The sequence below is a fragment of the Cloacibacterium rupense genome (assembly GCF_014645495.1).
Taxonomy (GTDB): Bacteria; Bacteroidota; Bacteroidia; order Flavobacteriales; family Weeksellaceae; genus Cloacibacterium; species Cloacibacterium rupense.
Map to the genome: position 1 here is coordinate 146,183 of NZ_BMLV01000005.1, position 13,331 is coordinate 159,513.

Below are 13,331 nucleotides of genomic sequence, written 5' to 3' on the forward strand. Positions count from 1 at the left end.
AGTCCGCTTTGTTTATATCTTTTATTTTTTAATTATTTATGATTGTGTCCATCATTAGCAGAATGCTCTTCTACAGGTGGAGGAGGTGGCGGCATCATTTGTTGATTTTGATTAGGCAATACTGATGGTGGCATTAAACCTGATGCTTTGTTAAGTGCATCTACAAATTGTGGATCACCTATATTGAAATAAGTTCTACCAGATATTTTACCATCTTTATCTAAGATAACAAAACTAGGCATTTTGAAACCATATACAGCAAATTGTTTTGCAATTTCAGAATTCATCCCTTTTTCGCCATAGAAATTTACACCTTTTATGTCTTTGAACATTGCATTGGCAGTTTTCTTAAATTGGTCTTGGGTATCATCTAAATCTACAAATGCGAAATTAATTTTTGCTCCATAGAATTTCACCATTTCTTTAAGTACAGGAACTACGCTTTGGTTGATGTAAGGATTCCAAGAAGCATAGAAAACAGCCACTGTAGGTTTTCCTTTCAGTTCAGAAAGTGAAGATTTTTTACCATCTAATTTCACCAATTCTGTTTTAGAATAATCTGTTCCTACTGGTAAACCGTAGATGGCTTCTTCTACTTTTTTAAGGTCAGCTTTCATAGATTCTGACTTTACTTTAGAATTAAGTACCTTCATAATTTCTGGCACTTTCGGATTATTGGGTTGAAGGTCAAACTGAGTGGCTACTGTAGCCAGTAAATAGTCTTTAACCTTATCAGAAATATCTTTTTTAGTGTCTAAAAACTTAGCAAATATTTCTACATTAGAGTTTGGCGCTGGTGTTTGATTCGCTTGAAAATATTTTTGGAATTCTGCACCATATTTAGATAACAAATAATTTCTATAGGTCGCCATATTCTCTACAAATTTTTCGTTTTCTAATGATTTCTGAAAATCTTTTAATTTGTCTGAAGGCTTATAATTAGGATTATTGGTAGCTTGACCATGCAATGCTTCATATTGAGAAGAAATTCTAAGCAAGGTAACATCTAGTTCGTTTTTGCTCAATTTTTTCACATCGCTATCAGGCTTTTTAGTATCAGCTATTTTATCTAATTCCTTAGAAATTTCTGTTTTATATTTTTCTAATTCTTTCAAAAAATCTGTTTCATTTTTGGTAACTACAGATTGATTGATTTTAGAAAGGTATTCATTAATATATTTTTGGCTTTCAGTTAAAAACTCTGTATTACCTTTAGCATCTCCAGAGATTTGCATGGTCATAGGAAACATAATAGCATCTGCTTTTATGTCTACTTTATCACCACCTTTCAGATAAATAAAACCTGAACTACCACCGTAGGTAATAATGTAAACTCCATTTTTTGGAATTTCAATAGTTTGAGAAAAATTTCCTTTTGCATCAGTTCCGAAATTAGCAACTGGCAATGTAGCAATACCTGTTGTTTCTATTATCTCTATTCTTTCTAGAGGTCTAGCATTTTGTAGATTACCTGAGATGGTTACTTTACCACCTTTAGAACAAGAAATAATTAAAATGGCAAAAAATAATAATAAAAAATACTTTTTCATTTTTCGTTTAAAAAATTGTTTTAATAATTGATTAGCAAAAATATACTTTTAGTTTTATTTGCTAAAATAAACTTTACATTTTGGGAATTATTTAACGAAAAATCACCTCAAGCAGAGAGGTGATTTTCAATTTATTCAGTTTATAAAACTTATTCAGCAGTTGTAAACTTAGCAGCAAGGAATTCTCTGTTCATTCTTGCTATATTTTCTAGAGAAATTCCTTTCGGGCATTCTATTTCGCAAGCGCCTGTATTTGAACAGTTTCCAAAGCCTTCTTCGTCCATTTGTTTCACCATATTAAGCACTCTTCTGTTGGCTTCTACTCTACCTTGTGGTAAAAGTGCAAACTGAGAAACTTTAGCTCCTACAAACAACATTGCAGAACCATTTTTACAAGTTGCTACACAAGCTCCACAACCAATACAAGCTGCAGCATCCATAGCTTTATCAGCATCTTCTTTCGGAACTGGGATTGCATTTGCGTCTAATGTATTTCCAGAAGTATTTACCGAAACGAAACCACCAGCAGCCATGATTCTATCAAAAGCACTTCTGTCTACTACCAAATCTTTGATAACTGGGAAAGCAGCACTTCTCCAAGGTTCTATATGAATGGTCTCACCATCTTTGAACATTCTCATGTGAAGCTGGCAAGTGGTAATACCTGTATCAGGACCGTGTGCTCTACCATTGATGTAAAGCGAACACATACCACAGATACCCTCTCTACAATCGTGATCGAAAGCTACGGGTTCTTTTCCTTCGTTTACTAGATTTTCATTAAGCATGTCTAGCATTTCTAGGAATGAAGAATCTGGTGAAACGTCTGATATTTTATAGGTCTCGAATTGACCTTTTGTTTTATTATTTTTTTGTCTCCAAATTTTCAGAGTCAGATTTAATCCTTTTTTAGCACTCATAATTATCTTTTTTTATGTTGGAGATTATTTATAAGATCTAGTTTTAACTTCAATATTCTCGTACACCAATTCTTCTTTGTGCAATACTTCGGCGTTGATATCATCACCTTTGTATTCCCAAACTGCGGCGTATTTGTAATTTTCGTCGTCTCTTTCTGCTTCACCTTCTGGTGTTGCGTGGTCTTCACGGAAGTGACCTCCACAAGATTCGTTTCTATTAAGAGCATCTATAGCCATTAATTGTCCTAATTCTAAGAAATCTGCTACACGGAAAGCTTTTTCTAACTCTGGGTTCATACCATCTGCATCACCTGGTACTCTAACGTCTTTCCAGAATTCATTTCTAATTTCTTCAATTTCTTTGATGGCTTCTGCTAAACCTTCAGGAGTTCTTCCCATTCCAACTTTATTCCACATTACGTTTCCTAATTTTTTATGGAAATAATCTACAGATTTAGAACCGTTATTGTTTAAGAAGAAATGTACTTTATCTTTGATTTCTTTTTCAGCAGCTTCAAATTCTGAAGAATTAGTAGGTATTGCACCTGTTCTAATATCAGCTGATAGATAATCTGCGATGGTATAAGGAAGTACAAAATAACCATCTGCCAAACCTTGCATTAATGCTGATGCACCTAATCTATTCGCTCCGTGGTCAGAGAAATTAGCTTCACCTATTACGAAACAACCAGGAATGGTACTCATCAGATTATAATCTACCCAAACTCCTCCCATTGTGTAATGAACCGCTGGATAAATTTTCATAGGAGTTACATAAGGATCGTCTGCAGTAATTTTTTCATACATTTGGAATAGGTTTCCGTATTTTTCTTCTACCCATTTTTTACCCAAATCATAAATTTGTTTATCTGAAGGATTGTGGATGTTTTTCTCAGTAGCAGCTTCTCTACCTTTTTTCATAATTTCTGTAGAGAAATCTAGGAAAACACCTTCTTTAGTATCATTATTTTCGATTCCGAAACCAGCATCACATCTTTCTTTGGCTGCTCTAGACGCTACGTCTCTAGGCACTAAGTTACCAAATGCAGGATATCTTCTTTCTAAATAGTAATCTCTGTCTTCTTCTTTGATGGTTTCAGGTTTTAATTTACCTTCTCTGATGGCAACAGCATCTTCTAATTTTTTAGGGACCCAAATTCTACCTGAGTTTCTAAGAGATTCTGACATTAAGGTCAATTTAGACTGCTGAGTTCCATGAACAGGAATACAAGTCGGGTGAATTTGCACAAAACAAGGATTAGCAAAAAACGCTCCTTTTTTGTGAATTTTCCATGCGGCAGAAACGTTAGAACCCATTGCATTAGTAGAAAGGAAATATACATTACCATAACCACCAGAAGCAATAACTACAGCGTGAGCAGAATGTCTTTCAATCTCGCCAGTTACCATGTTTCTAGCAATAATACCTCTTGCTTTGCCATCTACTAATACTAGATCCATCATTTCGTGACGGTTGTACATTTTAATTCTACCTTTACCGATTTGACGGCTCATTGCAGAATAGGCACCTAATAATAACTGTTGACCCGTTTGTCCTTTAGCATAGAAAGTTCTCTTTACCTGAGTTCCCCCGAAAGAACGGTTGTCTAATTGACCACCGTAATCTCTACCAAAAGGTACACCTTGTGCTACACATTGGTCTATAATATTTGCAGAAACTTCAGCTAATCTGTGTACATTAGCTTCTCTTGCTCTGTAATCTCCACCTTTTATGGTATCATAGAATAGTCTGTAAACAGAATCACCATCATTTTGATAGTTTTTGGCTGCGTTTATACCACCTTGTGCTGCAATAGAGTGTGCTCTTCTTGGCGAATCTTGGTAGCAAAAAGCTTTTACATTATATCCTTGTTCTGCCAATGTAGCCGCAGCAGAACCGCCAGCTAAACCAGTACCAATAATAATAATGTCAATTTTATCTCGGTTGTTAGGTGCAACCAAGTTCATATGATCTTTATGATTTTTCCATTTGTCTGCTAATGGACCTTTAGGAATTTTAGAATCTAGAATGCTCATAATAATATAGATGTAATTATTGAGTTACGAAATGAAAAACAGCTACTATAATAAATCCTAGAGGAATTAAGATAGAATACCAAGTTCCTAATGTGTTTACACATTTTAAATACTTAGGATGTCTCGCTCCAATAGATTGGAATGAAGACTGAAAACCGTGAGAAAGGTGTAATCCTAGTAACACAAAAGAAATAACATAAAATGCTACTCTTATTGGGTCTGCAAACTTAGCGTGTAGTTCTTCCCAATATCTCCCTTCATCAATTGCTAAACCTTCTAGATATTTGTAATTCATCTCATGAACCCAAAAATCATAGAAGTGAACGCCTAAAAATGCTAAAATAACCGCTCCAGAAATAATCATATTTCTAGACATCCAAGTAGAGTTTCCGCTGTTTTTGGCTACAGCATATTTTACTGGTCTCGCATTTTTGTTTTTAATTTCTAGTACAAATCCCATCACAAAGTGAAACACTACACCAGCAATTAATACCGGCTGCATTGCAAATTGAATTAGAGGATTGTAACCCATAAAATGTGAGGCTGCATTAAAAGGACCTTCTTCACCAAACAATGAAAGTAAATTTACCGAGAGGTGAATTAATAAGAAAATCAGCAAAAACATTGCTGAAAGCGCCATTAAAAACTTTCTACCAATTGTAGATTGAGTTAATCCTGCCATTGTTTATATTTTTTTTGAATTTCCACAAAATTAAGAATTATAAAGTGGGCAAAAATATGACAAATGTCATTTTTTGTATTTTGTAATGGTTCTAAATAAGACTTAGTTCATCTTTTAAATTTCTCACCCATTTTGGCCTCCAAAAAATCATCAGTAACCATCTCTACTTCATATTGTTCAACACGTCTTGAAGCCATATAAGAATCTATAATAAAACGCTTTAGCACTTCAACATCAGCCGTTTCACTCACCCGAAAAATTGCCTTACCACCTTCCTTTTGAATAACTATTTTTTGATTAAAATGCTCCAAAAATAAATTTTCTGTTCTATTAAATTGATAAAAATTAATAAAAATTCTGACCAATAAAAACAACATTGCAAATCCCAAAACGCGAGGCAAAGCCTTACTTTGATGTAAAAACAAACCTCTCAATAGAAAAATTACCACAAAAAGAATAATTATTTCAACAATATTTAAAGGAATATTTTTATGGAAAAACCAATCTTGTTCTGCAAAAAAATGAATGCTATTCAACAAAAAATCTACTAATTTTTCATAAATAAAACTCAACCAAGAGAATTCTATTTTAAAGGCAAATAAAACGGTCATTAACAAAGAAAAAATGATAATAATTTCCGAAAACGGTACTATAATTACATTGGCAACTATTGATAAAAATGAATATTGATGAAAATAAAAAATAACTAAAGGCAATGTAGCCATCTGAGCTGCTAAACTCATTGAAACTATGTTGAACAGAAAATCTTGAATTTTATTCTTAGGTCTTGGGAGATTTTTCAAAATCGGTGTATTCAACCAAAAAATTCCAAAAACAGCTACAAAACTGAGCTGAAAACCAACATCAAAAAGTTGATGCGTATCAAAAATTAAAATCGCAAAACCTGCAATTGCTATTGCGTGGAGTAAATCTGGTTTGCGCTGTAAAAGCACAAAACTGTAATATGCCGTAATCATCAAGCAACTTCTAACCACAGAACTTCCATAATCTATGAAAATCGTAAAACTCCAGATAAATAGCAAAGATAGCACTATAGGAATTCTTCTAAATTTTGCTGGAAAAATAGGTTTCAAAAGATATAAAATCAACCAAAAGATAATCGCCAAATGCGTACCCGAAATTGCCAAAAAATGCACCAAACCACTTTTGCTAAAATCCGAAACCATTTCGGCATCCATTTCTGTACGGTCTGCCAAGATAATTCCTTTTAGAAATTCTCTTTCTCTTTTTGGGAGTTTAGAACCATCAATCGTATTGAGGATTTCTAGTCTTTTTTGTCTGATTTTTTCAGAAATGGTCAGCGTTTTTTTTGGAGCTTCTAGAATTTCTTCTGTTGCAAAACTTTGATAATAAATTCCTTTTCTTGAGAGATATTTTGCATAATCAAACTGAAAATCATTCTTCGGACTTTCTACTTTATTTATATATACTTTGGTCTGATAATAATTTTTAAAATCAAGTTGTTTTTCTTCTTTCGGAACATACAAGATGGCATTAATTTCATTTTTTTCAACTTTTGCCAAAACTTCGTATTTTCTGTACTTTTTATTAGAATTCAACTTCTTATCAATTTGAAAAACAAGCGTTTGCTTTCCTTGAAAATTTGGAATTTCAGGTTTTTTAGAATGCCAATAATGAGAAAAAACACCCACCGAAAAAAACAAAAATCCTAGAGAATAGTTTTTCAATTCTTTTAAAATCTTAACTTTAAAGAATGAAAGCATCTTGAAAACCAATGCAAAACTCATCAAAAATAGAGTTTGATGAATAGAAGTTGGTATTAAATCGCAGAAAAGAATCCCCAAAACATAGCACAGAAGCATCAGGAGAAGAGGTTGCTTGTTCATTATTGGCTAATAGTTTAACCAAAGATAGAAATTTTTTATAAAATATCTCTTACTATTTTCAAATGATGATGCGTGTGAATGCAAAGAAATTTAATCGTTTGTTTCAAATTAAGATGTCCGAAAAGTGGATGCTCTACAAAAGAATTAGCATTAAGATTCTGAATTTTAGAAATCTCTCCTCTAATATTAATGATAAGATTTTCAATGTTTTGAATTGCATCAACACTACTAGGAATGGTAAATTTAGGCGCTTTTGCTTTCTTTCTAGGAATGTAACCTGTAGTCATCACAAAAAGTTTTGCAAAATTATTTTTAGGTTGATAATTTTCAGGCTTAGATTTTTTCAAGCCTTCTATAATTTTTGAAATCACCAAAAGTGAATGCTCCAGATGCCAACCAACACTAGCTTCTGAGATTTCTGGAGCGCTTTTATCTGAAAATTGTTTTAAATTTTCAATTTCGTCCATTTGAGAAATTAATTTCTTCATCTTTTAATTTACAAAAATATCCGCTGCATTTTTGCTAGCTCCTTTTCCGCCAAGTTTTTCTCTCAAAAGTTCATAATTCATGAGCATTTCGTCTCGCTTTTGTCCTTCTAGAATTTTTTGAAGTTCAGCCACCAAATTTTCTGTATTTAATTCTTTTTGAATGAGTTCTTTTACAATTTCTCTGTCCATAATGAGATTGACCAAAGAAATAAATTTAATATTTTTCACCACGCGTTTCCCAATTTCATAAGAAATTGTGCTGGTCTTGTAACACACAATTTCGGGAACGTTTAGCAAAGCTGTTTCCAAAGTTGCCGTTCCGGAAGTTACCAAAGCAGCTTTAGAACACCTCAACAAATCATAAGTTTTATTTGAAACAAAATGCACGTCATCATCTACAAATTTTTGGTAAAATTCTTTTGGTAAACTTGGAGCTCCTGCAATTACAAACTGATAATTTTTAAAATAATCACGCACAGAAAGCATCAAACTCAACATTTTTTCTACTTCTTGTTCACGAGAACCCGGCAAAAGCGCGATGATTTCTTTTTCGTTTAAACCGTTTTCTTTTTTGAAATTTTCCGCAGAAATTTCTGGCAAATCAGAAATCGCATCTAGCAAAGGATGACCTACAAAATGAGCATTGACTTGATGTTTTTTATAAAAATTTTTCTCAAACGGAAGAATCACCAGCATTTCATCTACATATTTTTTGATGGTTTCTACTCTTCCTTCTTTCCAAGCCCAAAGTTGTGGAGAAATATAATAAACCACTTTTATCCCAATACTTTTGGCAAATTCTGCAATTCTGAGATTAAACCCTGGATAATCTACCAGAACCAAAACATCTGGTTGATAATTCTTGATATCTTCTTTACAAAGTTTTATGTTTTTCAAAATGGTTTTTATGTTCATCGCCACTTCTAAAAAACCCATAAAAGCGAGTTCTTTATAATGTTTTACAGGTTTTTGGTTCGCTACTTTTCCCATCAAATCTCCTCCCCAAAATCTGAATTCTGAGTTTATATCTTTCTGTAAAATAGCTTTCATAAGATTAGAAGCGTGCAAATCTCCCGATGCTTCTCCTGCGATGATATAATATTTCATAAGTAATGAGTAATGAGCGTTTAATGATTTTATCAATTTCAAATATCAAACCTCAAATTTCAATTTATAATTAATTAATTTTGCTCAAATATAATAATAAAAAATGTCAGAAGATTTCGAAATAAAAAATAAAGTAGCAGAAAGTGGTTTGGTGAATTTTGATTTATCAGCACTTTCTCCAAAAGGCAAAAGAATAGAGATAGATTTGAAAGATTTTCTCTTTATGGAAATGATTTTAAAAGAAAAAGATTTCCGCGAAAAAGTAGCAGAAATAGACACTGAAATCTACCGTGATACTTTTGTTTACGTTTATTGTTCAGTAGAAGCTATTATTCCCATTTGGGCATATTTTCTGATCACTTCTAAATTGACAGGAATTGCAAAAAAAATAGTTTATGGCAATAAAAAAGATTTAGAAATCATCTTAATGCATGAAGCAATTTCTAATTACAATTTCGATGCTTTAGAAGCAAAACGCGTTTTGGTAAAAGGCTGTAGTGAAGAAGACATCCCCGAAAACGCTTACATAGAATTGGTAGAAAAACTAAAACCGATTGTAAAATCACTCATGTTCGGCGAAGCTTGCAGCAATGTTCCTATTTTTAAAAATTAAACCACATTTCTTAATTCTCTGCAATAAATTTAACATTGTTTTATAAAAAATTCTATTTTAAAAATTCATAAAAATCGTACATTTGAATTGTTAAAAAATAATTATTAACAATTAAAAAACACAATATGAGTTTAATTGACCTTATCACAGGAAACGTAGGAAATCAGGTAGCTACAGAAGCCGAAAACAAATTCGGAATTTCTAAATCTCAAATGATTGCACTCGCTGCAGTAGCTGCTCCTCTCATTATTTCGTATCTTAGAAATAAATCTCAAGATGCCAACGAAGCTGAAGCTCTTAATAACGCATTAGACAGAGACCACGATGGTTCTATTCTTGACAATCCATCGTCTGCTCTAGAAAGAGAAGCGGAAGGCGGTTCTATTCTAGACCACATTTTCGGCGGAGAAAAAGCAACCGTTGAAAACCAACTTTCTCAGAATACAGGCATTTCAATGGACAAAATTGGACCAATTTTAGCAATGCTAGCTCCTGTAATCATGGGTTACATTGGCAAACAAAAACAAGCAAATGGCGTAAGCGCTGGCGGACTTGGTGATTTATTAGGCGGTATTTTGGGTGGTGCTCAACAACAAGCACAGCAAAGCAATGATCCTCTTTCTAGTATTTTAGGTAGTGTTCTTGGTGGCGCTACTCAACAATCTGGTGGCGGACTAGGTGACTTACTAGGCAGCGTTCTTGGTGGTGGCAACCAACAACAAGCTCAACAGGGCGGACTTGGTGGTTTACTAGGCTCTATTTTAGGAGGCAAATAGTTAATATACAATTACATAGAAAAACCGAAGACTATTCTTCGGTTTTTTTCTTTTTCGTGGTTTTCGGTTTTTCTTCCACCACTTCCTCAGTTGGTTTTTCAGCCTTTTTTGGCTTTTCCGCTTTTGGGGCTGCTTCTTTTTTAGGCTTTTCTACTTTTGCAGGAATTACAGATTTCGAAGATTTTCTAGGTCTTGTTTTTCCATAACTCCCTTGTATTATTTTACCTTTTCTCGTTTTTTTGTCTCCTTTTCCCATAAAAATTAAATTTTAAATGATTGGTTCTTACAAAGTTAAAAAAAATATCCATTCACGCCTACCGTTATTTATCATCAATAAATTAATTAGGGCGTGCCTTTTTGTTTTTTTCCAAAACTTAATCTCTTAAAAAAAACAAAAAGTCGGTCTTCACCTGCAATTCCTCGTTCCAAGGCTTTAGCCAGCGCCTACTGCGGGATTTTCGGTTTCGCCCTCACGCGAAAACTCACCGCATTAAAATTAATTTTTATCAAAATTTGAAATATTTTATTGTTTTACAATAATTATTTATACATTTGCGATATAATTTTAAAACAAATAATTATGAAACTAATCGGTAAAAACTCTGTATCAAAGTATTTAAGTTACTTTTTCTACTTTTTATTCATCATCTTTACTTTAGTAGGACTTTATGAAATTTTCGGATTTTCTGTTATTCTTTATAACGAAAAAACTGAGAGCCATTTTCTTTCACAAACTTTTTACATCAGCCAAGATGTAGGTTGGAGTAATAATTTTTATACAGAAAAATTAAAAGATCTAATGAAATTCAGAATGAACATACCTTTTACAGAAACTCAACTTTATACAGGAATTTATAATTTACATTCAGGATTTAATATTATTAGCACATTCTTTTATTTATCTTTTTTCACTTATTCATTATATAAAATACTGAAAGAACTTACAAACGAAATCATCTTCAGTAAAGAAATTATTCTTTGGTTAAAAAGATTAGCATATCTCAATTTATTATATATTCCGCTTCATATTTTTAAAAATTTTATTTTCAAAGACTTTGCTTTTGGAGATGCTATTTACACAAGTTTTTATATGTTAATTATTGGCTGTAGCATTCTCTTTGTGATTGCCTTCTTCAAAAAAGGCTACGAACTTCAATCAGAAAACGATTTAACAATTTAAAATTATGCCAATCATCATTAACATAGACGTAATGCTTGCCAAACGCAAAATGCAATCGCAAGAACTCGCAGAAAAAATTGGCATTACACAAGCCAATCTTTCCATCTTAAAAACAGGAAAAGCAAAAGCGATAAAACTTTCTACTTTAGAAGCTATTTGTAAAGCTTTAGATTGTACACCAGCAGATTTATTAGAATATATTCCCGAAAAATAGTTTTAAAACATCAAAAACTTCCATCTTCCATCACAAAACCTTATCTTTGCAACTTGAATTTTTGATAAATTTAATCAAACAATTTCAAACAAAATTAAACGACTTCAAACTAAAATAATATGTTCAGAACGCACACAAACGGAGAACTTACTCTCAAAAATCTTAATGAAAAAGTGACATTGGCAGGTTGGGTACAAACCAGCCGAGACAAAGGTTTTATGGTTTGGATTGATTTGCGAGACCGTTACGGAATTACACAATTGGTTTTCGATGCAGAACGTACTTCTGCCGAAATTTTGGAACAAGCCAAAAAATTAGGGCGTGAATTTGTAATCCAAGCAGAAGGAACGGTAATTGAACGTGCTTCTAAAAATCCGAAAATTCCAACCGGTGAAATTGAAATTTTAGTTGAAAAACTCACGATTTTAAATTCTGCCGAACTTCCACCTTTCACCATAGAAGATGAAACGGATGGCGGCGAAGAATTGAGAATGAAATACAGATATCTTGATATTCGTAGAAATCCTGTGAAAGAAAAACTGATTTTCCGTCACAAAATAGCTCAAAAGGTAAGAAATTATCTTTCAGACAAAGGTTTCATCGAGGTAGAAACGCCAGTTTTGATAAAATCTACACCTGAAGGTGCGAGAGATTTCGTGGTTCCTAGCAGAATGAATCAAGGGCAATTTTATGCACTCCCACAATCTCCACAAACTTTCAAACAATTATTGATGGTTGGTGGAATGGACAGATATTTCCAAATTGTAAAATGTTTCCGTGACGAAGATTTACGTGCAGACAGACAACCAGAATTTACCCAAATCGATTGCGAAATGGCGTTTGTAGAACAAGAAGATGTTCTAGAAATTTTTGAAGGAATGACAGCGCATTTGTTGAAAGACATCACAGGAAAAGATTTCGGAAAATTCCCAAGAATGACTTTTGATGAAGCGATGAGAACTTACGGAAACGACAAACCAGACATAAGATTCGGAATGAAATTCGTGGAAGTGAATGAATTGGTTCAAGGAAAAGATTTCAAAATATTTGACGAAGCAGAATTGGTAGTTGGGATTAATGTAGAAGGTTGTGCAGATTATACCAGAAAACAAATTGATGAGTTAATAGATTGGGTAAAACGCCCTCAAATTGGTGCTTCTGGAATGGTTTGGATTAAATTCCAAAATGATGGCGTAATTACTTCATCTGTCAATAAATTCTATTCTGAAGAAGATTTGAAGAAAATTGTAGAAAAATTCGGCGCAAAACAAGGAGATTTAATTTTCTTAATGAGCGGAAACGCCAATAAGGTGAGAACTCAACTTTCTGCTTTAAGAATGGAAGTTGGAAATAGACTTGGTTTAAGAAAAGGCAACGAATTTGCTCCACTTTGGGTAATAGATTTCCCACTTTTGGAATGGGACGAAGAAACAGGGCGTTATCATGCAATGCACCATCCTTTTACTTCGCCAAAACCAGAAGATGTACATTTATTAGAAACTGACCCTGGAAAAGCAAGAGCCAATGCTTATGATATGGTTCTCAACGGAAACGAAATTGGCGGTGGTTCCGTAAGAATTTTCAATAAAGAATTGCAATCGAAAATGTTTGATTTATTAGGATTTTCTAAAGAAGAAGCAGAAGCGCAATTCGGTTTCTTAATGAATGCTTTCAAATTCGGAGCGCCACCTCACGCTGGTTTGGCTTTCGGTTTTGATAGATTGGTTGCCATTCTCGACGGAAATGAAGTGATTAGAGATTACATTGCTTTCCCGAAAAATAATTCTGGACGAGATGTAATGATTGATGCACCTTCACCAATTCACGATGAACAACTTGATGAATTGGCTTTGAAAGTGAATTTGTAGAAATTCAAAACCATCAAGGTTTTTTAGA

Annotated in this window: 13 protein-coding genes; 5 read left to right on the top strand and 8 right to left on the bottom strand. The window is 33.2% G+C overall.

Features of this window, described 5'->3' with window-relative positions:
* Window positions 1-32 precede the first annotated feature (32 nt).
* The 7 genes from IEW40_RS11285 to lpxB form a co-directional block, all read right to left on the bottom strand.
* Window positions 33-1,550: a TlpA family protein disulfide reductase gene (locus tag IEW40_RS11285; RefSeq protein ID WP_188618207.1), complete on the bottom strand. Its 1,518-nt coding sequence runs from the start codon at window positions 1,548-1,550 to the stop codon at window positions 33-35.
* A 149-nt stretch (window positions 1,551-1,699) separates the two neighbouring features.
* Complete coding sequence (locus IEW40_RS11290; protein ID WP_188618208.1) at window positions 1,700-2,470, bottom strand: succinate dehydrogenase/fumarate reductase iron-sulfur subunit; 771 nt, start codon at window positions 2,468-2,470, stop codon at window positions 1,700-1,702.
* Window positions 2,471-2,494: 24 nt separating this feature from the next.
* Window positions 2,495-4,507 (bottom strand): fumarate reductase/succinate dehydrogenase flavoprotein subunit, encoded by a 2,013-nt coding sequence (locus IEW40_RS11295; RefSeq protein WP_188618209.1) that lies wholly within the window; start codon window positions 4,505-4,507, stop codon window positions 2,495-2,497.
* Between the two features lie 16 nt (window positions 4,508-4,523).
* On the bottom strand, window positions 4,524-5,189 hold the full coding sequence (locus IEW40_RS11300) for a succinate dehydrogenase cytochrome b subunit (RefSeq protein WP_188618210.1): 666 nt from the start codon (window positions 5,187-5,189) through the stop codon (window positions 4,524-4,526).
* A gap of 107 nt (window positions 5,190-5,296) precedes the next feature.
* On the bottom strand, window positions 5,297-7,057 hold the full coding sequence (locus IEW40_RS11305; protein WP_188618211.1) for a ComEC/Rec2 family competence protein: 1,761 nt from the start codon (window positions 7,055-7,057) through the stop codon (window positions 5,297-5,299).
* Between the two features lie 35 nt (window positions 7,058-7,092).
* Window positions 7,093-7,545: a DUF1569 domain-containing protein gene (locus tag IEW40_RS11310; RefSeq protein ID WP_188618212.1), complete on the bottom strand. Its 453-nt coding sequence runs from the start codon at window positions 7,543-7,545 to the stop codon at window positions 7,093-7,095.
* A 3-nt stretch (window positions 7,546-7,548) separates the two neighbouring features.
* Window positions 7,549-8,652, bottom strand: a complete 1,104-nt coding sequence (gene lpxB / locus IEW40_RS11315) for a lipid-A-disaccharide synthase (protein WP_188618213.1) — start codon at window positions 8,650-8,652, stop codon at window positions 7,549-7,551.
* Between the two features lie 103 nt (window positions 8,653-8,755).
* On the opposite strand from lpxB, the gene IEW40_RS11320 reads away from it, so the two are divergent.
* Both IEW40_RS11320 and IEW40_RS11325 read left to right on the top strand, forming a co-directional pair.
* The gene (locus IEW40_RS11320) at window positions 8,756-9,265 is read left to right on the top strand and encodes a DUF2480 family protein (RefSeq protein WP_188618214.1); all 510 of its coding nucleotides are present in this window, start codon (window positions 8,756-8,758) and stop codon (window positions 9,263-9,265) included.
* A gap of 125 nt (window positions 9,266-9,390) precedes the next feature.
* Window positions 9,391-10,041, top strand: coding sequence for a DUF937 domain-containing protein (locus IEW40_RS11325; protein WP_188618215.1), 651 nt, complete (start codon window positions 9,391-9,393; stop codon window positions 10,039-10,041).
* Window positions 10,042-10,072: 31 nt separating this feature from the next.
* Here the strand turns inward: IEW40_RS11325 and IEW40_RS14235 are convergent, their stop codons facing one another.
* Window positions 10,073-10,297: a 30S ribosomal protein THX gene (locus tag IEW40_RS14235; RefSeq protein WP_188618216.1), complete on the bottom strand. Its 225-nt coding sequence runs from the start codon at window positions 10,295-10,297 to the stop codon at window positions 10,073-10,075.
* 324 nt (window positions 10,298-10,621) lie between these two features.
* Here IEW40_RS14235 and IEW40_RS11335 point away from each other — a divergent pair, with 324 nt between their 5' ends.
* The 3 genes from IEW40_RS11335 (at window position 10,622) to aspS (ending at window position 13,303) form a co-directional block, all read left to right on the top strand.
* A complete protein-coding gene (locus tag IEW40_RS11335) occupies window positions 10,622-11,221 on the top strand; it encodes a DUF2975 domain-containing protein (RefSeq protein WP_188618217.1) in 600 nt (199 codons plus the stop codon).
* A 4-nt stretch (window positions 11,222-11,225) separates the two neighbouring features.
* Window positions 11,226-11,435: a helix-turn-helix domain-containing protein gene (locus IEW40_RS11340; protein WP_188618218.1), complete on the top strand. Its 210-nt coding sequence runs from the start codon at window positions 11,226-11,228 to the stop codon at window positions 11,433-11,435.
* Between the two features lie 119 nt (window positions 11,436-11,554).
* Window positions 11,555-13,303, top strand: coding sequence for an aspartate--tRNA ligase (aspS, locus tag IEW40_RS11345; protein ID WP_188618219.1), 1,749 nt, complete (start codon window positions 11,555-11,557; stop codon window positions 13,301-13,303).
* Window positions 13,304-13,331 lie beyond the last annotated feature (28 nt).

Excerpts from the sequence above, each read along its gene's own strand:
- IEW40_RS11285 (WP_188618207.1), bottom strand. The coding sequence starts at position 1,550 with ATGAAAAAGTATTTTTTATTATTATTTTTTGCCATTTTAATTATTTCT.
- IEW40_RS11290 (WP_188618208.1), bottom strand. The coding sequence starts at position 2,470 with ATGAGTGCTAAAAAAGGATTAAATCTGACTCTGAAAATTTGGAGACAA.
- IEW40_RS11295 (WP_188618209.1), bottom strand. The coding sequence starts at position 4,507 with ATGAGCATTCTAGATTCTAAAATTCCTAAAGGTCCATTAGCAGACAAA.
- IEW40_RS11300 (WP_188618210.1), bottom strand. The coding sequence starts at position 5,189 with ATGGCAGGATTAACTCAATCTACAATTGGTAGAAAGTTTTTAATGGCG.
- IEW40_RS11305 (WP_188618211.1), bottom strand. The coding sequence starts at position 7,057 with ATGAACAAGCAACCTCTTCTCCTGATGCTTCTGTGCTATGTTTTGGGG.
- IEW40_RS11310 (WP_188618212.1), bottom strand. The coding sequence starts at position 7,545 with ATGAAGAAATTAATTTCTCAAATGGACGAAATTGAAAATTTAAAACAA.
- lpxB (WP_188618213.1), bottom strand. The coding sequence starts at position 8,652 with ATGAAATATTATATCATCGCAGGAGAAGCATCGGGAGATTTGCACGCT.
- IEW40_RS11320 (WP_188618214.1), top strand. The coding sequence starts at position 8,756 with ATGTCAGAAGATTTCGAAATAAAAAATAAAGTAGCAGAAAGTGGTTTG.
- IEW40_RS11325 (WP_188618215.1), top strand. The coding sequence starts at position 9,391 with ATGAGTTTAATTGACCTTATCACAGGAAACGTAGGAAATCAGGTAGCT.
- IEW40_RS14235 (WP_188618216.1), bottom strand. The coding sequence starts at position 10,297 with ATGGGAAAAGGAGACAAAAAAACGAGAAAAGGTAAAATAATACAAGGG.
- IEW40_RS11335 (WP_188618217.1), top strand. The coding sequence starts at position 10,622 with ATGAAACTAATCGGTAAAAACTCTGTATCAAAGTATTTAAGTTACTTT.
- IEW40_RS11340 (WP_188618218.1), top strand. The coding sequence starts at position 11,226 with ATGCCAATCATCATTAACATAGACGTAATGCTTGCCAAACGCAAAATG.
- aspS (WP_188618219.1), top strand. The coding sequence starts at position 11,555 with ATGTTCAGAACGCACACAAACGGAGAACTTACTCTCAAAAATCTTAAT.